The sequence below is a fragment of the Burkholderia sp. HAN2018 genome (genome assembly GCF_024704855.1).
Classification (GTDB): domain Bacteria; phylum Pseudomonadota; class Gammaproteobacteria; order Burkholderiales; family Burkholderiaceae; genus Burkholderia; species Burkholderia cepacia.
In genome coordinates this window covers 14,247-35,405 of the sequence record NZ_QOBB01000022.1, presented here as the reverse complement: position 1 = coordinate 35,405, position 21,159 = coordinate 14,247, and the positions used below count along the sequence as shown (strand labels likewise).

Sequence of the window (21,159 nt, the reverse complement as noted above, 5' to 3'; positions counted from 1 at the left end):
ATAGCGTCACGCTTACGGTCGGTCAGGATGCCGGAAAGAACGGCAACATCCAGTGGTTGTCCGCCGTGCGCTGCATAACGGACGTTTAAGCGCTCGCAGCTAAGATCCGAAAATGGCCGAACAGGGACACCTTGTATTGCGGTCTTAGATAATCTGAGACAAATCTTTTATGGGGGCAGACCTTTCGATATAATTGCGGTACTTGTTGGTACCTAATCGAACACGGCTCTAGGAATCTGTGGGCGATGCAAGGAAAAAAGGCGGGAAATACTCAATCGTTGAGCATATTTCGTCGAGCTGACGAGAGGGTGCCGGGGGTGTGCTACCAACACATCCCACCGGCGATTTTTTGGCTTGGCTGCCTGTTCCATAATTGGAGGAACCACAAGAGCCACCGCGCCTAGGAAACGCATAGCTCTTGTTAGGACGAATGATACCGCGCGCGCCGCGCCGTGCAAAGTAACTTTGCAAAGTTACTTTGTGCGTCTCCCGGAAACTTCATTGCGCCCGTACTTTGATAGTACGGCGCGGTTTATTGCCGCCGCTTTCCTCCTTCTTGCGGAACAGGCCATTTCTGAATAGAAAATGGCTCTTAAGATTCTTCGACTTATTGGTGTGCTGGATTGCGTCGGCGTCAAGAAAACAACGCTGTATCGCTGGATTCGTGAAGGCAAGTTTCCAGCGCCGGTCCAGTTAGGGGCCAGGAGCGTCGGCTGGCGCGCGCAAGACGTCCAGAACTGGGTCGAATCCCGCCAATCGACGCGGGAGCAAGCATGAGCGCGCCCTCCCTTATGACCGACCGCGGCGGCCCGTATGGTCGCGCGATGGGCGCGGCCCTCACGGCGCGCGACGCCGCGTTCGTGCGTTGCCGCGACGCCCGACTCCGCAAGCTCGCAGGAATCCTCGATGACATCGAGGGTTGCTTCTGGAACCGTGGCGACGACACCGGGAAGCTCGTAGCGATCGCCGTCACGCTCGCCTCGACGCTCGCGCTCGAAGCCCCGCGCCTGACGACAAAGCAACTTGGCACCGCCTGCGAGAAGTTCGTCCAGGCGATCGCCGCTGCTGAACAGGATTCGGCGAACTATCGTCGTCGGCAGTACCGACAGCTGCGGAAAGCCTATCGTGCGCTTTACAACGACATCGATGCGCAGTGCACGGACGGGACGCGCCGCTTACAAGTTAGCGCCCTGCTGCGGGGCGTCGCGCTCGGCCAGTCCCTGGCGCATGGCAGCTCGCGACTGGATATCGAACAGCTCAAGCTGGCGACCGCCGTGCTCAAGGGGGAAACCGCCTGATGCTCCCCCAAAGTCGCTTTGCACTGGTCAATACACGGCGTGGGCGTCGCGATTTGCGTCGTCCAGCATCGCGCGGTATCCTATGCGCGTCGCTGAGACAGCAGCGGCCCGGATTGGCGTCCGGCAATCTCCAGAGGCGGATGACCGCCTCAGCGCGGTTTTTTTACGTCCGCACACTAAGCGCCTTCTACGGTCGGGCCTTGGTGGTGGAGCGCTCGCGCTCGCCGGTTTCCTCTGGGTCCGGTACGCCAACGCCGCCATGCGCCCGGCCACCTCAATTGGCGTTGAGGTCCGGGTGGTTCAACCCACCAGAGGAGGTCGCAATCCATGCGCCAGTCCACGCACGCCCGTACCGGGCAGCAATCCCACCTCATTCAATCCATCGTCCGCGCAGCACTGCGCGACGCAGCAACCGCCAGCACGTATCAAGACGCGCTCGACGCAACCGGCGCGGCATTGGCCGCGATCGCGGCGCTCGTTCGTGCGGAGGTGCGTCATGGCTGACCTGCGCTGCAAGATTGGCGATCTGGCGATCGTCACGAAGTGCGATGCTCGCTCGCGTATCGGCATGCTGGTCGAGGTGGCATCGGCTCGTCCGACGCCCGATCACGATTGGCGCGTGCGGATCTTGGGCGGCCCCGTCTCGGGGCGTAGCGTCTGCGGTCGCCGGTCTGGCGATTTCGCGCACGCGGCCGTTTTTGACTGGAACCTCACGCCGATTCGCGGCGAAGCGGAGCTGGATTGCCCGATCGATGTCGGGCAACTCCTCGCGTCGATTCTGGAGGTCCGCCATGTCTAAATACCGCCTGCCGAACGAAGTCAAGATGATTGCCATGTGCGCGGCCCATCAGTTCGCCCAGCTCGAAGCGCTGTTCGATGCTGTGCGTTCGCATCTTGCGGAGGGCACCTACGAGCGCGCGCTCGTCGACATGGGGCAAAGCGTTGCGAGCCGGTATTCGGCCGACATGCGCCGCACTGCGCAGCCGGAGGTGTGCCATGACTGACCAGCGCATCCGAACCGCGGTTGTCGACGGATTCGACAACGCACCGCCACTCGATACCGGCGCTCCGATCGAGCTGCAATTCGCCGTCGACCTGGGCGCGATCTGCGCCGACGCATGGCTCGACCTGAAAGGCGACGTGCGGCTGCACGACTACGCGGCACATCAAGCCGCCGCGTTCGCGCGCGGCATGGAGGCCGCCATGCAGGATGCCGGCGACGTCGACGCGCACCGCGTGACGATCAGCCGCCAAGCGTTTGCGGCCGGCCTGATGGGGCGCGTGCAACAGCACCTGTTCGCGGCGCTCGGGCTCGTCACGCGCGAACCGCGCACGACGCACTGAGGGGCGGTCATGGCAAAGACGAACAAGAACGCCGTGCAACCGCTCGCGTCGCACTTCGTGGCCGAGGTGAACCGTCCTGACCGTAACCGCATTGGCACGCGGATCAGTGACGCCATGGAGCTGCTGGACAGCCTGCACTGGGCGGCCGACAAGGCCATGTCCGATGACGACTACTGGCTTGTGCTGAGCCTGTTCCGCGCGTCCCTGCCGTCGATCGGCGCGGCGCTGGAGGCGGCGAACGACGCCCTTGGCGAGTCGCGGCTCGGCCGCTACGTCTACAGCAACGACGTCACGGCGGGCGGTGCGGTTCTGTCGGTGCCTCGTGCGGCCGGCTAAGACCCGCCGCTAGGCATCTTCGCATCATTCAATTCTTCGCGCGTCGGGTAGCTGCTTGCCCGATATGGACTACTAATCGGAAGTCGACCGACGCGCGTCCAGTGGGAACCTATGAGTAACACACCCATGTCCGAATTCGAGCGGGCGAGAGTCGCGCTCGGCTATGTCCCGCCTGACGACCGCGATACATGGCGTCAGGTGGGGATGGCGCTTAAGGCCGAGTTTGACGAGGAGGGCTTCGCCCTCTGGAACGAATGGAGCCAAGGCGCGCAGAACTACAACGGGAAGGACGCGCGCGATGTGTGGAAGTCGTTCAAGGGCGGCAAGATCACCATCAACACGCTGTTTCACCTTGCCAAGCAAGGCGGCTTCGATCCGCGTGCGCATCGAGCCAAACCGATCGATCCAGCGGAGCGCGAGCGGCAGAAAGCCGAACGCGCGGCCCGCGAGGCAGCCGAGCTGGCCGAGCTGACAGAGAAACAGCGGGCCGCGTCAGCGCTTGCCGAATCGATATGGTCGGCGGCCGAGCCTGCGCCGGCCGATCACCCGTATCTCGTTCGCAAGCGCATCCCGGTCGACGCGCTGCGCGTCTACCGTGGCAGCTTGTGTATCGGCACGGCCGCATGCGACGGCGCACTCGTCATCCCGGCCCGTGACGCGGACGGCAAGCTGTGGACGCTGGAATTCGTCCTCACGGACGGCCAGAAACGCTATCTGCCGAACGGCCGCAAAGCGGGCTGCTTCTCGCTGATCGGTGGTCCGGTGTCGTCGACGCTGCTGATTGGCGAGGGTTACGCCACGTGCGCGACGCTCGCGGCCGCGACCGGCTATTCGGCCGCCGTCGCGTTCGACGCCGGCAACCTGCACGCGGTCGCCACGGCGCTGCGCGGCCAGTATCCGGACGCCCGCATCGTCGTATGCGCGGACGACGACCACACGACGAAGGGCAATCCGGGCGTGACGAAGGCTCGCGCGGCGGCCGAGGCCGTTGCCGGCATCGTCGCCGTGCCCGACTTCGGTCCGAACCGCCCAGCGGCCGGGACCGACTTTAACGACCTGGCTGCGCACCTCGGCCCGGATGCGGTGGCCGCTGCCGTGCGCGCTGCGCTCGCGCCGGCCGGCTCGGCGGATGCCGGCAAGGCCAAGGCTGCTCCAGCCGCCGCGAAGCCCGCCAAGCGCCCGAAAACGGCCCGCGCGCAGGACGGCAAGTCGCGGTTCGTCGTCGACGACAAGGGCGTGTGGTTTCACGGCTTCAACAATCAGGGCGACCCGCTCCCGCCGCATTGGGTCAGCACGCGTATCGACGTGATTGCGGAGACGCGCAACGAGATGAACAGCGAGTGGGGCTACCTGCTCGAATTCACCGATCGCGACGGCATCCTGAAACGGTGGGCGGTGCCGGCCGGCCTCTTTGCCGGCGACGGCACGGAGCTGCGCCGCATGCTGCTCGATATGGGCGTAAAGCTTGGCGTGACGCAGATCGCCCGCACGCAGATCGCGAACTATGTGCAGATGGCGCAACCCGACGAGCGCGTGCGCTGCGTGCCGCGCGTCGGCTGGCATCACGGCGCGTTCGTGCTGCCCGATCGCGTCATCGGCACCGGCAAAGAGGCCCTGATCTATCAGGCCGATACACCGATCCAGAGCCAGTTCAAGGAGCGTGGCACGCTGGACGACTGGCAACGCGAGGTTGCAGCCTACTGCGTCGGCAATAGCCGGCTGCTGTTCTGCGTCGCTACCGCCTTCGCTGGTCCGTTGCTGCACTTCTCCGGGCTTCAGTCGGGCGGCTTCCACCTGCTCGGCACGACGTCCAAGGGTAAGTCGACGGGCGGCGTCATCGCCGCGTCCGTGTTCGGCTCGCCGGACTATGTGCGGAGCTGGAAGGCGACCGACAACGCGCTCGAAGCGGTCGCCACGCAGCACAGCGACGCGCTGCTGATCCTCGACGAAATCGGACAGGTCGAGCCGCGCTTGGTTGGCGATGTGATCTACATGCTTGCGAACGAGTCGGGCAAGGCCCGTGCGTCGCGTAGCGGCTCGGCAAAGCCGGTTCTCACGTGGCGGCTGCTGTTCCTGTCGAACGGCGAAAAGAGCGTGTCCGCGCTGATGGCCGAAGGCAACAAGCCGATGAAAGGCGGTATCGAGGTGCGCTTGCCCGCGATTCCCGCCGAGGTTGGCGAAATGGGCGTCGTAGAAAACCTGCACGGCTTCCCGACGCCGGCCGCGCTGATCGAGCATCTAGAGCGGCACGCCGGCCGGCACTACGGCACGGCCGGCCCCGCGTTTATCGAATGGGCGTCGTCGCAGGCCGACGAGCTGGCCGAGCATCTGCGCATGCGCGTCGATGAGCTGGTCGGGCAATGGGTGCCGGACGGCTCGCATTCGCAGGTCGCGCGCGTCGCCAAGCGGTTCTGCCTCGTCGCGGTGGCCGGCGAGCTGGCGACGGCGCACGGGCTAACGGGCTGGCCGCAGGGCGAAGCGGTCGAGGCCGCGCGTCGCTGCTTCGAAGGCTGGCTCGAACTGCGCGGCGGCACGGGTAATTCCGACGAGGCGGATGCGGTGCGGCAAGTGCTGCACTTCCTCGTCGCGCACGGCGACAACCGTTTCGTTTGGATGAACCGGGCGCAGGACGACCATCGACCGAACGCGCCGCACCGTGCGGGCTGGAAGCGACTCGTGAAACACGATAAGAGCAGCATCGCCATCGAGTCGGATCAAGCGTATTACGCTGAGTTCGGCGAGAAGATGAGCGCCGAAGACGCGGAAAGCGTCGAGACGGAATACCTGATCGAGTTAACCGTGTTTCGCAAGGAAGTATGCGCCGGTTACGACCATAGGATCGTCGAGAAGGCTTTGATGAAGCGGGGTGTGCTGATGCTGCGTAGCGATGGGCGTCCGTATCGACAGGAACATATCCCCGGCATGACAAAGCGCCTCATGGTCTATCGCGTCCTGCCGTCCATCTTCTCACTCGAAATCTAAGCTGCACCGCCGCCGTCCGGGAGGGCGGTGGCGGGCATCCCTTTGCGCGGCACTTTTGGCCCGTGCGTCAAAGTTACTTTGAGCGATACGCACCAGACGGAACCGGGCGGGCGGTTGCCTCGACTCTTGCTGAGGATGTAACAATCCAGCCCGGTTTATCTCCAGTATCTCCAGCGCTCTCCAAATCGTTTGGAGACAGGCAAAGCCTTACCCCGTAAGGATTTGCGGCCGATTCTGGCGTTTATCTCCAACTCTCCAACTCATTTTGCATTGACCGGACAGGCGTCGACCGTCTGCTTCTACCGTGAAGCTAGACGGGGTGCGGCTCTCCGGGATTCGAGGGGCGTCGAAACCGTGTCTTCGAGGGGGGTGTCCGCGACGCGCCTCGGTCGGGCATTGTTGCGCCGGCTGTAAGTGTCATGGCGGCCGGAAAGCGGGGGACCCTGCGTCTAGGGCAAAGACGCGGGGGCTCACACCCGCGTGTTTTTCCTACTCCCGGCGCGCCTAAGGGGGGTCATATTCATACCGACATGCAGGGGGCCGACAGTGCGGTGCCAACTCTGAGAAACCGGTGGGAGGTGCGCAGCAAGGGGGTCATACGCGTGGCGGCAAGGATCTATCTTGCCGCCGCGATCGGAATGATTTCCGCCCCGGCTTTGAGCTTGTCGAGGTAGTCCGCCCACTGTTGCATCATCGAGCGTCGTGCCTTGATGAACTTTGTTCGGTTGTACGCCCGCCCAAGGCTGTCAGGGACCGTATGCGCTAGTTGGTGCTCGATCACTTCCGGCTTTTCCTCCAACTCTTCATGCAGGATCGTCCGTGCCATTGCCCGGAAGCCGTGACCGGTAATCTCGGTGCGAGTGTCGTAGCCGAGCCGACGAAGGGCTGCATTGATAGCGGCCTCGCTCATCGGCCGATTTCGGTCGCGAGCACCAGGGAACACGTAGACGCCTTCGCCAGTCAGGGCATGAAGCTCGCGCAAAATCGTGACAGCCTGCGCGGCCAGCGGAACAAGGTGATCCGTTTTCGTTTTGTTGACGAAATAGCGCCATTCGCCTTTGTCGAGGTCGAATTGCGCCCATTCTGCCTTTCGCAACTCGCCCGGCCTAACGAACAGCATGGGGGCTAGCTTGAGCGCGCAGAGAACCGGGAACGTGCCCGTGAAGCCGTCGAACGCGCGAAGCATCTCGCCCACTTTCTCCGGCTCAGTGATTGAGGCAAAGTGTGTTGTCTGCGCGGGCGGGATTGCATCTACCAGGTCTCGGGCCGGATCGGCCTTGCAGTGCCCCTCTTTGATGCCGTAGCGGAATACCCGGCTAATCTCGCTGCGGATGCGATGGGCGGTAAATCTGGCTCCACGCCCGTCTACGCGCTTCAGCACGGCCAGTATCTCCGGGGCGTCGATTTCAGCGATAGGGCGCTTGCCGAGCCATGGGAATACATCGTTCTCCATGCGGGCGAGCGTCTTGGCATGCTGCGCTGGCTCCACGGTCGTCTTGCGCTCGGCCATCCAGCCACGGGCGACAACCTCAAACGAATGGGCGGCCGCGAGCAGGCTGGCCCTTTTTTCCGCCTTCTTCGCTTCACCTGGATCGATGCCGGCAGCGAGCTTTTCACGGGCTTCGTCGCGCTTCTTCCGTGCGGTCGCCAATGTAACTTCCGGGTAGACGCCGAGCGAGTAGCGCTTTTCCTTGCCCCCAAATCGGTATTTGAGGCGCCACCACTTGCCCCCGCTCGGGGCGATTTCCAGATAGAGGCCGCCTCCGTCGAACAGGCGCACGGGCTTGTCGGCAGGCTTGGCGTTCCGGATGGCTGTATCGGTTAATGGCATGGGGGCAACTCCTGACAGGTAAGGCAATTTCGGATCGGTTGCCCCCAATGTTGCCCCCGCTTGCCCCCGGCTGTCTACGCACCACACGGCACTTTGCCGGAATGAAAAAACCCGCGAAGCCTTGTGCTGTCGCGGGTTTTGGGACTTCCGGGAATTTTCCGGAACTATGTCATGGTGCCCAGGGCCGGAATCGAACCGGCACGCCTTGCGGCGGGGGATTTTGAGTCCCCTGCGTCTACCAATTTCACCACCTGGGCTTGATCCTGGCCGCGCATGCGATTGTGCGCGGCGAAACGCGGATTATGTCTGAAATCCCGACGCCGGGCAAGCTGCCCCGGTGCCGGTCGCGCACGTCACTGGCTCAGATAGACGAACCGGCCCTGCTTGACGATCCCCATCACGCTCGCGCGCTGATCGAGCCCCACATGATCCTTGTCGCTGGTATTGACGACGCCGTTCGGCACGACGAGCTCGTGCGCGCGTTCCAGTTCGCGCCGCAGCGCCGCACGGAACGCGGGCGTGCCGGGCTGAGCGGCCTTCAGCGCGCGGCCGACCGCATCGGCAAGGCGCGGGTACACGCCCGCCGCGTCGCCCGCGAACTGCGTGACCGTGCCGGCGCCGTATTTCGCCTCGTACGCGTCGACGAACGCGAGCGCGGCCTTGCGGGCCGGATGATCGGCCGGCAGCGTGCGCGCGACGACCACCGGCTGGGTCGGGAACAGCGTCCCGTCGACGTCCTTGCCGCCGAGCTTGATGAATTCCGGCGTCGCGATCCCGTGCGTCTGGTAGACCGGGCCCTTGTAGCCGCGCTCGATCAGCGTGCGCTGCGGCAGGACGGCCGGCGTGCCCGAGCCCGCGATCAGGATCGCGTCGGGTTTCGCCGCGATCAGCTTCAATGCCTGGCCCGTGACGCTCGCGTCGGTGCGGTTGTAGCGCTCGGTCGCGACGACGCGGATCTTGCGCAGGTCCGCGAAGCGCGTGAACTCGTTCAGCCAGCTGTCGCCGTAGCTGTCCGCGAAGCCGATGAAGCCGACCGTCTTCACGCCGTGGTTGGCCATGTAGCGCGTCATCACGTCGGCCATCGCGCGGTCGCTCTGCGCCATCTTGAACGCCCAGGTCCGCGCGCCTTCCTGCGGCTCGACGATCGCGCCGGAGCCGACCAGCGTGATCATCGGCGTCTGCCCGGCCGCGACCGCATCGAGCGCCGCGAGCGCGGCCGGCGTGATGTTCGGCCCGACCACGACGTCGACGTGATCCTCGTCGACCAGCTTGCGGATGTTGCGCACCGCGGTGCCCGGGTCGGATGCATCGTCGAGCACCGTCACCTGCACCGGCTGCCCGGCGATCGTCTTCGGCCACATCAGGATGGCGTTCTTGCTCGTGATGCCGATCGCGGCGGCCGGGCCGGTCGACGACAGGTCGACGCCGACCTTCAGGTCGGCATGGGCGGCGGCACAGGCGAGCGCGAGCGCGCCGGCGGCGGCGCGGCGCAACAGGGCGGGAAGCGTCATGCGGGATTCTCCGTCGGGCAACGAAAAGGGGCGCGGTTCAGATTCGCGCCCCTGTGTTTATACAGGCCGGTCAAAGCTCGTACGATTCGGATTCGCCCTTGAGCGCCTGTTCGATCAGCTTGCGGTTCAGCGTCGGCGACAGCAGTTCGACGAGCGTATACACATAGCTGCGCAGGTAGGCGCCCTGCTTGAGCGCGACACGCGTCACGTTGCTGCCGAACAGGTGGCCGACCGGGATCAGCCGCAGGTTGCGGTCGCGCTCGGGATTGAACGCGATGTCGGCCATGATCCCGACGCCCAGGCCGAGCTCGACGTAGGTCTTGATCACGTCGGCGTCGATCGCCTCGAGCACGATGTCCGGCGACAGCCCGCGCAGCGCGAACGCATGGTTGATCTTCTTGCGGCCCGCGAACGCGTCGTCGTACGTGATCAACGGGTACTGGGCGAGATCGTCGAGCGTGACCGGCTTGCGTTCGAGCAACGGGTGGTCGGCCGGCACGACGGCCGCGTGATGCCACTGGAAGCAGGGCAGCGACACGAGCTCCTTGTAGTCGGAGATCGCCTCGGTCGCGATCGCGAGATCGGCCTGGTCGTGGATCACCATCTCGGCCACCTGCGTCGGGCTGCCTTGCAGGATCGACAGGTGCACCTTCGGAAAGCGCTTCTTGAATTCGGCGATCGCGGCCGGCAGCGAGTAGCGGGCCTGCGTGTGGGTCGCGGCGATGGTCAGGTTGCCCTGATCCTGCGCGGCGTAATCTTTCCCGACCCTTTTAAGGCTTTCAACCTCCTGAAGAATCCGCTCGACCGACGCGAGGATGATCCTGCCCGGCTCGGTGAGCGAGCGCACGCGCTTGCCGTGCCGCGTGAAGATCTCCACGCCGAGCTCGTCCTCGAGCTCGATGATCGCCTTCGATACCCCCGGTTGCGACGTGTAGAGCGCCTTGGCGGCCTCGGTGAGGTTGAAATTCTGCCGGACGGCCTCGCGCACGAAGCGAAATTGGTGCAGGTTCATTTATAACCCTTCCGCATATCAACAGAATTTTTTAGTCGTTTGAAATATAAGGCGAGTTTATTACGATTCACCGGAGTTTTTCAAATATGGATATCTGTTTTCGTCATTAGCAATCCAGCCGCCAGCGGTTGGGGGCGGTGACGGCGGAACGGAGATTCGGGCGCGACGTGGCTAGGACGTCGCGCGGTCACCACGAAAACCCTGGGGTCCCCGAATGTATCAGTACGACCAATACGACCAGACGATCGTCGACGAGCGTGTCGCGCAGTACCGCGATCAGGTGCGCCGCCGGCTGTCGGGCGAGTTGAGCGAAGAAGAATTCCGTCCGCTGCGCCTGCAGAACGGCCTGTACATGCAGCGCCACGCGTACATGCACCGCATCGCGATTCCGTACGGCAACCTGCGCAGCGACCAGCTCCGGATGCTGGCGCGCATCGCCCGCGAACACGACCGCGGCTACGGCCACTTCTCGACCCGCTCGAACATCCAGTTCAACTGGATCCAGCTCGAGGAAACGCCCGAGATCCTCGCGAAGCTCGCGTCGGTGCAGATGCACGGCATCCAGACGTCGGGCAACTGCATCCGCAACATCACGGCCGACCAGTTCGCCGGCGTTGCCCAGGACGAAGAGATCGATCCGCGCCCGTGGTCGGAAATCCTGCGCCAGTGGTCGACGTTCCATCCCGAATTCGCGTGGCTGCCGCGCAAGTTCAAGATCGCGGTGTCGGGCTCGAAGGACGACCGCGCGGCCGTGCAGATTCACGACCTCGGCGTGTACCTGAAGAAGAACGCGCAGGGCGAAGTGGTCGCGAGCATCCTCGCAGGCGGCGGCCTCGGCCGTACGCCGATCATCGGCGCGGTGATCAAGGAAGACCTGCCGTGGCAGCACCTGCTGACCTACTGCGAAGCCGTGCTGCGCGTGTACAACCGCTACGGCCGCCGCGACAACCTGTACAAGGCGCGCATCAAGATCCTCGTGAAGGCGCTGTCGCCCGCGAAGTTCGCGCAGCAGGTCGAGGAAGAGTGGCAGCACCTGAAGGACGGCCCGTCGACGCTCACGCAGGCGGAAGTCGATCGCGTGTCGCAGTACTTCCAGTCGCCCGTCTACGAGAAGCTGGCCGATACCGATGCATCGTTCGAACAGCACCTGCTCGAGAACAAGGCGTTCGCGCGCTGGGTCGAGCGTAACGTCGCACCGCACAAGGTGGCCGGCTATGCCGCCGTCACGCTGTCGCTGAAGGATCACCGCATCGCGCCGGGCGATGCGACCGACCAGCAGATGGACCTGGTGGCCGACTGGGCCGACGCCTACTCGTTCGGCGAGCTGCGCGTGTCGCACGAGCAGAACCTGATTCTCGCGAACGTGAAGAAGCGCGACCTGTTCGAGGTCTGGGAAAAGGCGAAGGCGGCCGGTTTCGCGACGCCGAACATCGGCCTGCTGACCGACATCATCGCGTGCCCGGGCGGCGACTTCTGCTCGCTCGCGAACGCGAAGTCGATCCCGATCGCGCTGGCGATCCAGCAGCGTTTCGACGATCTGGACTACGTGTACGACCTCGGCGACCTGTCGCTGAACATTTCCGGTTGCATGAACTCGTGCGGTCACCACCACGTCGGCAACATCGGCATCCTCGGCGTCGACAAGGACGGCGCCGAGTGGTACCAGGTGTCGCTCGGCGGCGAGCAGGGCACGGGCCGCAACGGCGCGCGCCTCGGCCGCGTGATCGGGCCGTCGTTCTCGGCGGAGGAAGTGCCCGACGTGATCGCGAAGCTGATCGACACGTTCGTCGAATCGCGCGTCGACGGCGAGCGCTTCGTCGACACGTACGACCGCATCGGCATCGCGCCGTTCAAGGAGCGCGTGTATGCGGCGCGCCAGGCAGTGAACGCGTAACCAACCGGGTAGAAGGAATTAGCAGATGGCTTCGATTATCAAGAACCGCGCAGTGATCGACGATGCATGGCAGGTCGTGCGCGCGGCGGAAGACGGTGCACTGCCCGCGGTCGACGCGTTGCCGGCCGGCAAGGTGCTGGTGCCGTTCGCATTGTGGCAGGCCGAGCGCGCAGCGCTCGTCGCCGCGAAGACGAAGGACGAGCTCGGCGTGTGGCTCGCACCGGACAGCGAGCCGGCCGATCTCGTGGCCGACTTCGGCGCGATTTCGCTGGTCGCCGTCGACTTCCCGCGCTTCGCGGACGGCCGCGGCTACAGCATCGCGCGCCTGCTGCGCGAGCGCCACGGCTGGACGGGCGAACTGCGCGCGATCGGCGACGTGCTGCGCGACCAGTTGCTGTACATGTCGCGTTGCGGCTTCGACGCGTTCGCGGTGCGCGCCGACAAGGACATCCACGACGCGCTGAACGCGTTCACGGAATTCACGCAGCGTTATCAGGGCGCGTTCGACCAGCCCGAACCGCTGTTCCGCCGCCGTGCCGCGGCGGCCGGCTTGGCGCAAGCGAAGGTGGGCGCATGAGCACCGCCGCCGCCACCGCGCTGAGCCCGGAACTCGCCGCGAAGGTCGAGCGCCTCGACGCGCTGCTCGCGCAGATCGGTGCGCGTCACGAGAAGGTGAAGTTCGCGAGCAGTCTCGCGGCGGAAGACATGCTGCTGACGCACGCGATCCTGTCGAAGGGCGTCCGGATCGGCATCTTCTCGCTGAACACGGGCCGCCTGCACGCGGAAACGCTCGGCATGATCGACCGCGTGCGCGAGCGCTACGGCTACGAGATCGAGCAGTTTCACCCGCAGCAGGACGCGGTCGACCAGTACGTCGCCGAGCACGGCCTGAACGCGTTCTACGAAAGCGTCGAGCTGCGCAAGTCGTGCTGCCACATCCGCAAGGTCGAGCCGCTGAATCGCGCGCTGGCCGACGTCGGGGCATGGGTCACGGGCCAGCGCCGCGAGCAGTCGGTCACGCGTGCCGAGCTGCACGAGGAAGAGCAGGACGAAGCGCGCGGGATCGCGAAGTACAACCCGCTCGCCGACTGGACGGAAAGCGACGTGTGGGCGTACCTTAACGCGTTTGACGTGCCGGTGAACCCGCTGCATGCGCGCGGCTATCCGAGCATCGGCTGCGAGCCCTGTACGCGGGCGATCCGCCCCGGCGAGGACAGCCGCGCGGGCCGCTGGTGGTGGGAGTCGCGCGACACGAAGGAATGCGGCCTGCACATCACGATCACGCCGATTCCCGCGGACGCCGTTGCCGGCGCCACGCACTGAAAGCCTGACAAGAAACTGAATATTGCGCCGCCCGCGACAGCGGGCGGCACGAACCCAGAAGAGAAGGACTGAAATCATGAGCACGACGCTCGAGCAATCCGCCTTTGCCCCGCCCGCCGGTGCCGACAAGCGCATGGGCCACCTCGACTGGCTCGAAGCCGAGTCGATCCACATCCTGCGCGAACTGGTCGCCGAATGCAGCAAGCCGGCGCTGTTGTTCTCGGGCGGCAAGGATTCGGTCGTCGTGCTGCATCTGGCACTGAAGGCGTTCGGCCTCGGCGCGAACCGCAAGACGACGCTGCCGTTCCCGCTCGTGCACATCGACACGGGCCACAACTACGAAGAAGTGATCGACTTCCGCGATCGCCGCGCGAAAGAACTCGGCGCCGAGCTGGTCGTCGGTCACGTCGAGGATTCGATCAAGCGCGGCACGGTCGTGCTGCGCCGCGAAACCGATTCGCGCAACGCCGCACAGGCCGTCACGCTGCTCGAGACGATCGAACAGCACGGCTATACGGCGCTGATCGGCGGTGCGCGCCGCGACGAAGAGAAGGCACGTGCGAAGGAGCGGATCTTCTCGTTCCGCGACGAATTCGGCCAGTGGGATCCGAAGGCGCAGCGCCCGGAACTGTGGAGCCTGTACAACGCCCGCCTGCACAACGGCGAGCACCTGCGCGTGTTCCCGATCTCGAACTGGACGGAACTCGACGTGTGGCAGTACATCGCGCGCGAGAACCTCGAACTGCCGTCGATCTACTACGCGCACCAGCGCGAGATCGTGCGCCGCAACGGCCTGCTCGTGCCGGTCACGCCGCTCACGCCGATGCGTGACGGCGAGACGAGCGAGCTCGCGCAGGTGCGCTTCCGTACCGTGGGCGACATCAGCTGCACGTGCCCGGTCGAGAGCGACGCGGACGACGTCGAGAAGATCATCGCCGAGACGGCGGTGACCGAGATCACCGAGCGCGGCGCGACCCGGATGGACGACCAGGCCTCCGAAGCCGCGATGGAACAGCGCAAGAAGCAAGGTTATTTCTGAAGCACACGAGGACATTCACATCATGAGCATCATCGAGAACACCGAAGACCTCGGCGTGTTGCGCTTCATCACCGCAGGCAGCGTCGACGACGGCAAGAGCACGCTGATCGGCCGCCTGCTGTACGACAGCAAGGCCGTGCTGTCCGACCAGCTGTCCGCGCTGTCGCGCGCGAAGAACAAGCGCACGGTCGGCGACGAGCTCGACCTCGCGCTCCTGACCGACGGTCTCGAAGCCGAGCGCGAGCAGGGCATCACGATCGACGTCGCGTACCGCTACTTCGCGACCGCGAAGCGCAAGTTCATCATCGCCGATACGCCGGGCCACGAGCAGTACACGCGCAACATGGTGACGGGCGCATCGACCGCGCATGCGGCGATCATCCTGATCGACGCGACGCGCGTGACGGTCGAGAACGGTGTCGCCGACCTGCTGCCGCAGACCAAGCGTCACAGCGCGATCGTCAAGCTGCTCGCGCTGCAGCACGTGATCGTCGCGATCAACAAGATGGACCTCGTCGACTACAGCGAAGCGCGCTTCAACGAGATCCGCGACGCGTACGTCACGCTGGCGAAGCAGCTCGGCCTCACCGACGTGCGCTTCGTGCCGGTGTCGGCGCTGAAGGGCGACAACATCGTCGGTGCGAGCGAACGCATGCCGTGGTACGCGGGCGAACCGCTGCTCGACGTGCTCGAATCGCTGCCGGTCGAGACGCAGGCGCATGACGCGCTGCGCTTCCCGGTGCAGTGGGTTGCGCGCCAGGACGGCAGCTCGGCCGACGATTTCCGCGGCTACATGGGCCGTATCGAGTCGGGCGAAGTGAAGGTCGGCGACGAGATCGCCGTGTTGCCGTCGAACCGCACGGCAACGGTCGCCGAGATCGTCGCGCCGGTGCCGGGCGGCACCGCGTCGGTTGCGCACGCGTTCGCGGGCCAGACCGTGACGATCCGCCTCGCGGAAGACGTCGACGTGTCGCGCGGCGACATGTTCGTCACCTCCGGCGAGCCGGTTGCACCGGCGAAGAAGCTCGAAGCCGATCTGTGCTGGTTCGACGAGACGCCGCTGTCGCCGCAGCGCAAGTACCTGCTGAAGCAGACCACCAGCACGGTGTTCGCGAAGATCGGCGGCGTCAAGCAGGTGCTCGACGTGCACACGCTGTCGCATGCGACCGACCGTCACGACCTGAAGATGAACGACATCGGCCGTGTCGCGCTGACGCTGCAGAAGCCGATCGTCTGCGACACGTACGACGCGCATCCGGGTACCGGTGCGTTCGTGCTGATCGACGAGGCGACGCATCACACGGTCGCCGCGGGCATGATCCGGGCGTTCTCGGCGTAATCGTCAATCTGCGCGGCAAACCGCGCTGCCACACGGCGGCGCGGGCCGTATGCAAACGTCCGCATGGACGAAGCGAAGCGACAAACATGGGCAAGGTGTATCTGATCGGAGCAGGGCCGGGCGCGGCGGACCTCATCACGGTGCGCGGCGCGCGGCTGCTCGCGCAGGCGGACGTCGTGCTGCACGACGCGCTCGTCGAGCCCGCGATGCTCGACTACGCGCCGAACGCGCACCGGATCGCGGTCGGCAAGCGCTGCGGGCAGCGCTCGACCGCGCAGCACTTCATCAACAAGCAGATCGTCGATGCGGCGCGCGAGCACGCGTGCGTCGTGCGGCTCAAGGGCGGTGACCCGATGCTGTTCGGTCGTGCCGAAGAGGAGATGCGCGCGCTGGAAGCGGCCGGCATCGACTACGAGGTCGTGCCGGGCATCACCGCGGCACTGGCCGGCGCGGCGACGCTGAAGCGTTCGCTGACGCTGCGCGGCGTGTCGCGCAGCGTCGCGTTCGCGACGCACAGCCGCGCGCCGGGCAGCGACGAGATCCGCGAAGCCGCGCGCGCCGATTCGATCGTGTACTACATGGGCCGCGACAGCGCGCCCGGCATCGCGCAGGAACTGATCGACGCAGGCCGTGCGCCGGCGACGCCCGTGGCGATCGTCGAGGCGTGCAGCACGGCGCGCGAGCGCACGCTGACGCTGACGCTCGCGCAGATGGCGGCGGGCGACGCGCAGGCGTGGCTCGATCCCGCGGAACCGAGCCTGCTGATGATCGGCGATGCGTTCGCCGAGCGCGCCGGACAGGCGAAAGAGGGCGATTCGCTGCGAAATGCGGCCTGAGCGGGGCGGCCTGAGCGGGATCCCGCCGCAGTCCGAAACAAAAAAGCGCCGGCTTCATCAAGCCGGCGCTTTTTCTTTGTGCACGTTAACCGCTAACCGCGGCTTACGCGTTGCCGTCGATCTGGTCGATGCAGTAGCGCGCGATCGCGTCGAGCACGCCGTCGTCTTCGCCGACGGCCGTCGCGCAGCGGATCTCGATGCCCGGATGCGCGGCGCGGCACGCATCGACGAGTTGCGGCAGATCGCGGCGGACATGGCCGCCCTGGCCGAAGAACACGGGCACCACGGTGATGTGCGAGCAGCCGGCCGCGACCTGCGCGGCGACCGCGTCACCGAGCGTCGGCGTCATCAGTTCGAGGAACGCGAGCGATACGTGGGCCGCGGGGGAGGCGGCGCCGCGCAGCCGCGTGGCGAGCCGCTCGAACGGCTCGGCCCAGCGCGGGTCGCGGGCGCCGTGGCCGAACAGGACGATGCCGTGCGAACTCATGTCGAAGCCTCCGTCGTGACGCGGCGCTCAGTGCCGGTCGACCCACTTGAGCGCGAACAGGCCGAGCGCGAGATAGATCAGGCCCGGCGTCGCGGCAGTGAGCGGCGCGGGCCACGTGTTCAGCGTGCCGATGTGCGAGAACAGCGTGTTGAGGAGCTGGAAGCTCATGCCGAGCATGATGCCGCCGAACACCTTCACGCCGACCACGCCAGCCCGCGTGTGCAGGTAAGCGAACGGCAGCGACAGCACGAGCATCACGAACACGGCGAACGGATACAGCAGCTTGCGCCACAGTGCGATGTCGTAGCGCTGCGTGTCCTGCTGGTTCTCGCGCAAGTGCTGGATGTAGCGGAACAGGTTGATGAGCGACATGCGCTCCGGCGACACGAGCAGCACCGACAGGATCTGCGGCGTCAGGTCCGAACGCAGCCGGTATTCGGGCAGCGATACCTGCTGCGACCGGTACACCGGGTTGAGCGCGTCGGCCGGCTGGCCGCTGATCGGCTTGATCGGCGTCAGCTCGGTCTCGGAGACGCCTTTCAGCAGCCAGTGGCCGGGCGGCTCGTAGCGCCCCGTCTGCGCGATCCGTACGTTCTGCAGCTGGAATTTCGAGTCGAATTCGTAGATGCGCACGTTGCTGATCGTCGAGTCTGGCGACAGGCTGCCGACGTTGACGAAACGCGTGACCTGCTCGCCGTTTTCGCGGGCCGCGAGCGTGTCCTTCACCCACACGCCCGACTGGAAATTCGACGACACCGATGCGCCGAGCGCCTGCAGCCGCACGCGCTCGGACAGCTGATCGGCGTACGGGCCGACGAATTCGCCGATCAGGTAGGTGACGATCACGAGCGGAATGCCGATCTTCAGCAGCGAGCGCAGCGCCTGGTTGGTCGCGAGACCCGACACGCGGAAGATCGTGAATTCCGAGTTCGCGGCCATTTGCGCGAACACGTAGATCGCGCTGATCAGCGCGGCGACCGGGATGATCTCGTAGAAGCGCGACGGGGTCTGCAGCGCGACGCGCAGCACCGCGTAGCCGAACTTGTAGTTGCCGTGCCCGACCGAGTTCAGTTCGCTGATCAGGTCGAAGAAGAAGAACAGGCCCGAGAACGCGAACAGGATGAAGACGAACGTGACGTAGATCTGTCGCGCGAAGTACTTTTCATAGAGCCGCATCGATCATGCTCCCGAGCGGCCGAACAGCGCGCGTGTAAACAGCGGACGATTGCGCACGCGCAACCAGAAGATGAACGCGACGATCGCGGCGACGACGAGGTGCAGGCCGACCAGGCCGACGCCGAACGACATCTTGCCCTGCTCGATCTGCGCCTGCACGACGTTCAGCAGGTTCGAGTACGTGAGGTAGATCAGCACGGCCATCACGAGGTTGATCGTGCGGCTGCGGCGCGGGTTCTGGTACGACAGCGGAATGCCGAGCACCAGCAGGTTGATCGCGATCAGCGGCAGCCCCGCGCGCCACGCGAATTCCGCGAGGTTGTCGCGCGTCGGGTTGCGCAGCAGGTCCGGTGTCGGCGTGCTGTTCGTGGTCGGCACGTTGGTGACCGGCGTGCTCGTGATCTTCACGCCGTAGCGCTCGAACTCCATGATCTTGAAGTTCGGCTGGCCGGGCGTGCCGTCGTAGCGGCGGCCGTCTTCCAGGACGACGAAGCGGCTGCCGTCGCGCGTTTCCGTGTGACCCGTCTGCGATACGACCACGTTGACCTTGCCGTTCTCGGTCGACGTGACGAACACGTTCTGCACCTTGCTCTGGTCGGGCGTCATCTTCTCGATGAAGAACACGCGGTGGTTCGTGGCCGACTCGCGGAACTGGCCCGGCGCGAGCAGCGAGATCTCGTCGCGTTGCTGGAAGCGTGCCTTGATCATCTTGCTTTGCTGGTTCGACCACGGCCAGCCGACGAACGCGAAGAAGGCGATCAGCAGGATGATCGGCGTGGCGAACACGCCGATCGGCTTGATGAGGCGCGTGAGGCTTACGCCCGATGCGAGCCACACGACCATTTCGGAGTCCCGGTACCACCGGGTCAGCACGAACAGGATCGACACGAACAGCGTGACGACGAGCATCACGGCGAGGTAGCCGATCACGGTGAGGCCGATCAGCACGAGGACGTCCCGAGGATCGATTTCACCGGACGCGGCGTAACCGACGATGCGGATCATCATCGTCGTGAGCATGATCGTGAGCAGCACCATGAACACGGCGCCAGCCGTATACGCAAGCTCGCGCTGGAGGGAGCGTTCGAAGATCATTCTTGATGAGAAGAGGGCGGGAGGCTGCGCACGCGTAGCGGAGCGCTCGCGCCGCCACGGGAAAAATAGCGGATAATTGCGGCTTTCATCCTTAGCCCAGATTTTATCCGAGGACAAGCGCGATGGACTTTAGCATAAAAGGCTGTGATTGGAGCAAAGGCGAGGCGAAGGGGTTCCTGACCGGGAAGTCCGATTGCATCGTGCTCGGCATCTTCGAGGCGCAGACCCTCTCGGGCGCGGCGCTCGACATCGACACGGCCACCAAGGGACTGATTTCGCGCGTGGTGAAGGCCGGCGACATGGACGGCAAGCGCGGCAAGACGCTGTTCCTGCACGAAGTGTCGGGCATCGGCGCGTCGCGCGTGCTGCTCGTCGGCCTCGGCAAGCAGGATGCTTTCAACCAGAAAGCCTATAACGACGCAGCGACGGCCGCGTGGCGCGCGCTGCTGGCGACCAAGGTCGTCCAGGTCACGTTCACGCTCGCGCAACTGCCGGTCGACGAGCGCAGCTCCGACTGGGGCGTGCGCGCGGCGATTCTCGCGCTGCGCAACGAGACCTACCGCTTCACGCAGATGAAGAGCAAGCCGGAACCGGCGTCGCACACGCTCAAGCGCGTCGTGTTCAGCGTCGATCCGTCCGACGAAAAGGCCGCGAAGGTCGCGGTCAAGCAGGCCGTCGCGCTTGCGAACGGGATGGATCTCACCCGCGACCTCGGCAACCTGCCGGGTAACGTCTGCACGCCGACCTACCTCGGCAACACCGCGAAGAAGATCGCGAAGGATTGGGGCCTGAAGGCGGAAGTGCTCGGGCTCAAGCAGATCCAGGCGCTGAAGATGGGTTCGTTCCTGTCGGTCGCGCGCGCGTCGGTCGAGCCGCCGCAGTTCATCGTGCTGCACTACCAGGGCGCCGCCGCGAAGGCCGCGCCGGTCGTGCTGGTCGGCAAGGGCATCACGTTCGACACGGGCGGCATCTCGCTGAAGCCGGGCGAAGGCATGGACGAGATGAAGTACGACATGTGCGGCGCCGGTTCGGTGCTCGGTACGATGCGTGCGGTCGCCGAGATGGGCCTGAAGATCAACGTCGTCGCGATCGTGCCGACCTGCGAGAACATGCCGGGCGGCAACGCGACGAAGCCGGGCGACATCGTCACCAGCATGAAGGGCCTGACGATCGAGGTGCTGAACACCGACGCCGAAGGGCGCCTGATCCTGTGCGACGCGCTCACGTATGCCGAGCGCTTCAAGCCGGCCGCCGTGATCGACGTCGCAACGCTGACGGGCGCGTGCGTGATCGCGCTGGGCGGCCACAACAGCGGCCTGTTCTCGACGAACGACGCGCTTGCGGGCGAACTGCTCGACGCGTCGCGCGAGGCGAACGACCCGGCATGGCGCATGCCGCTCGACGACGAGTACCAGGATCAGCTGAAGTCGAACTTCGCGGATCTCGCGAACATCGGCGGGCGCCCGGCCGGCGCCGTGACCGCCGCGTGCTTCCTGTCGCGCTTCACCGACAGCTATCCGTGGGCCCACCTCGACATCGCAGGCACCGCGTGGAAGGGCGGTGCGGCGAAGGGGGCGACGGGCCGTCCGGTGCCGTTGCTCGCGCAGTTCCTGATCGACCGCGCCGGCCAGTGATGGCGGTGTTGACGACGCTGCG

General features: G+C 65.4%; 21 protein-coding genes and 1 tRNA gene. 15 read left to right on the top strand and 7 right to left on the bottom strand.

What is annotated here, in order from left to right; genetic code table 11:
- Positions 1-585 precede the first annotated feature (585 nt).
- The 8 genes from DPV74_RS07875 to DPV74_RS07840 all read left to right on the top strand — a co-directional run bounded on the left by DPV74_RS07875 (position 586) and on the right by DPV74_RS07840 (position 5,960).
- Positions 586-777: an AlpA family transcriptional regulator gene (locus DPV74_RS07875; protein WP_042967671.1), complete on the top strand. Its 192-nt coding sequence runs from the start codon at positions 586-588 to the stop codon at positions 775-777.
- Positions 774-1,298: a hypothetical protein gene (locus DPV74_RS07870; protein WP_119336913.1), complete on the top strand. Its 525-nt coding sequence runs from the start codon at positions 774-776 to the stop codon at positions 1,296-1,298. The genes DPV74_RS07875 and DPV74_RS07870 overlap by 4 nt, the downstream gene beginning before the upstream one ends.
- A 327-nt stretch (positions 1,299-1,625) precedes the next feature.
- A complete protein-coding gene (locus DPV74_RS07865; protein ID WP_017432173.1) occupies positions 1,626-1,802 on the top strand; it encodes a hypothetical protein in 177 nt (58 codons plus the stop codon).
- Positions 1,795-2,097, top strand: a complete 303-nt coding sequence (locus DPV74_RS07860; RefSeq protein ID WP_119336935.1) for a hypothetical protein — start codon at positions 1,795-1,797, stop codon at positions 2,095-2,097. The genes DPV74_RS07865 and DPV74_RS07860 overlap by 8 nt, the downstream gene beginning before the upstream one ends.
- On the top strand, positions 2,090-2,302 hold the full coding sequence (locus tag DPV74_RS07855; RefSeq protein ID WP_059617988.1) for a hypothetical protein: 213 nt from the start codon (positions 2,090-2,092) through the stop codon (positions 2,300-2,302). Before DPV74_RS07860 ends, DPV74_RS07855 begins: the two co-directional genes overlap by 8 nt.
- The gene (locus DPV74_RS07850; RefSeq protein ID WP_009908645.1) at positions 2,295-2,642 is read left to right on the top strand and encodes a hypothetical protein; all 348 of its coding nucleotides are present in this window, start codon (positions 2,295-2,297) and stop codon (positions 2,640-2,642) included. The genes DPV74_RS07855 and DPV74_RS07850 overlap by 8 nt, the downstream gene beginning before the upstream one ends.
- 9 nt (positions 2,643-2,651) lie before the next feature.
- On the top strand, positions 2,652-2,978 hold the full coding sequence (locus DPV74_RS07845; protein ID WP_004556769.1) for a hypothetical protein: 327 nt from the start codon (positions 2,652-2,654) through the stop codon (positions 2,976-2,978).
- Between the two features lie 126 nt (positions 2,979-3,104).
- The gene (locus tag DPV74_RS07840) at positions 3,105-5,960 is read left to right on the top strand and encodes a DUF927 domain-containing protein (RefSeq protein ID WP_162922977.1); all 2,856 of its coding nucleotides are present in this window, start codon (positions 3,105-3,107) and stop codon (positions 5,958-5,960) included.
- Positions 5,961-6,576: 616 nt separating this feature from the next.
- Here DPV74_RS07840 and DPV74_RS07835 read toward each other — a convergent pair.
- The 4 genes from DPV74_RS07835 to DPV74_RS07820 form a co-directional block, all read right to left on the bottom strand.
- A complete protein-coding gene (locus DPV74_RS07835; protein WP_089446242.1) occupies positions 6,577-7,791 on the bottom strand; it encodes an integrase arm-type DNA-binding domain-containing protein in 1,215 nt (404 codons plus the stop codon).
- A 172-nt stretch (positions 7,792-7,963) separates the two neighbouring features.
- Positions 7,964-8,048 (bottom strand) — tRNA-Leu (locus DPV74_RS07830).
- Positions 8,049-8,144: 96 nt separating this feature from the next.
- Complete coding sequence (locus DPV74_RS07825) at positions 8,145-9,302, bottom strand: ABC transporter substrate-binding protein (protein ID WP_021160776.1); 1,158 nt, start codon at positions 9,300-9,302, stop codon at positions 8,145-8,147.
- A gap of 70 nt (positions 9,303-9,372) precedes the next feature.
- Positions 9,373-10,314, bottom strand: a complete 942-nt coding sequence (locus DPV74_RS07820; protein WP_014896306.1) for a CysB family HTH-type transcriptional regulator — start codon at positions 10,312-10,314, stop codon at positions 9,373-9,375.
- 214 nt (positions 10,315-10,528) lie between these two features.
- On the opposite strand from DPV74_RS07820, the gene DPV74_RS07815 reads away from it, so the two are divergent.
- From DPV74_RS07815 to cobA, 6 genes are all read left to right on the top strand, one after another.
- Complete coding sequence (locus DPV74_RS07815; protein WP_119336911.1) at positions 10,529-12,208, top strand: nitrite/sulfite reductase; 1,680 nt, start codon at positions 10,529-10,531, stop codon at positions 12,206-12,208.
- A 25-nt stretch (positions 12,209-12,233) separates the two neighbouring features.
- Positions 12,234-12,785: a DUF934 domain-containing protein gene (locus DPV74_RS07810; protein WP_119336910.1), complete on the top strand. Its 552-nt coding sequence runs from the start codon at positions 12,234-12,236 to the stop codon at positions 12,783-12,785.
- Complete coding sequence (locus tag DPV74_RS07805; protein ID WP_027786707.1) at positions 12,782-13,531, top strand: phosphoadenylyl-sulfate reductase; 750 nt, start codon at positions 12,782-12,784, stop codon at positions 13,529-13,531. The genes DPV74_RS07810 and DPV74_RS07805 overlap by 4 nt, the downstream gene beginning before the upstream one ends.
- Positions 13,532-13,607: 76 nt before the next feature.
- Positions 13,608-14,570, top strand: a complete 963-nt coding sequence (gene cysD, locus DPV74_RS07800; RefSeq protein WP_027786708.1) for a sulfate adenylyltransferase subunit CysD — start codon at positions 13,608-13,610, stop codon at positions 14,568-14,570.
- 22 nt (positions 14,571-14,592) lie between these two features.
- Positions 14,593-15,909, top strand: coding sequence for a sulfate adenylyltransferase subunit 1 (locus DPV74_RS07795; protein WP_021160781.1), 1,317 nt, complete (start codon positions 14,593-14,595; stop codon positions 15,907-15,909).
- 86 nt (positions 15,910-15,995) lie between these two features.
- Complete coding sequence (gene cobA, locus DPV74_RS07790; protein ID WP_027786710.1) at positions 15,996-16,745, top strand: uroporphyrinogen-III C-methyltransferase; 750 nt, start codon at positions 15,996-15,998, stop codon at positions 16,743-16,745.
- A gap of 103 nt (positions 16,746-16,848) precedes the next feature.
- Here the strand turns inward: cobA and DPV74_RS07785 are convergent, their stop codons facing one another.
- Genes DPV74_RS07785 through lptF form a run of 3 tightly spaced genes read right to left on the bottom strand, consistent with a single transcriptional unit; the run spans position 16,849 to position 19,503 of the window.
- The gene (locus DPV74_RS07785; protein ID WP_027786711.1) at positions 16,849-17,232 is read right to left on the bottom strand and encodes a sirohydrochlorin chelatase; all 384 of its coding nucleotides are present in this window, start codon (positions 17,230-17,232) and stop codon (positions 16,849-16,851) included.
- A gap of 27 nt (positions 17,233-17,259) precedes the next feature.
- Positions 17,260-18,408 (bottom strand): LPS export ABC transporter permease LptG, encoded by a 1,149-nt coding sequence (gene lptG, locus DPV74_RS07780; RefSeq protein WP_027786712.1) that lies wholly within the window; start codon positions 18,406-18,408, stop codon positions 17,260-17,262.
- Positions 18,409-18,411: 3 nt separating this feature from the next.
- A complete protein-coding gene (gene lptF / locus DPV74_RS07775; protein WP_021160785.1) occupies positions 18,412-19,503 on the bottom strand; it encodes an LPS export ABC transporter permease LptF in 1,092 nt (363 codons plus the stop codon).
- A 122-nt stretch (positions 19,504-19,625) separates the two neighbouring features.
- Between lptF and DPV74_RS07770 the strand changes: the two genes are divergently transcribed.
- On the top strand, positions 19,626-21,137 hold the full coding sequence (locus DPV74_RS07770; RefSeq protein ID WP_021160786.1) for a leucyl aminopeptidase: 1,512 nt from the start codon (positions 19,626-19,628) through the stop codon (positions 21,135-21,137).
- Positions 21,138-21,159: the final 22 nt, after the last annotated feature.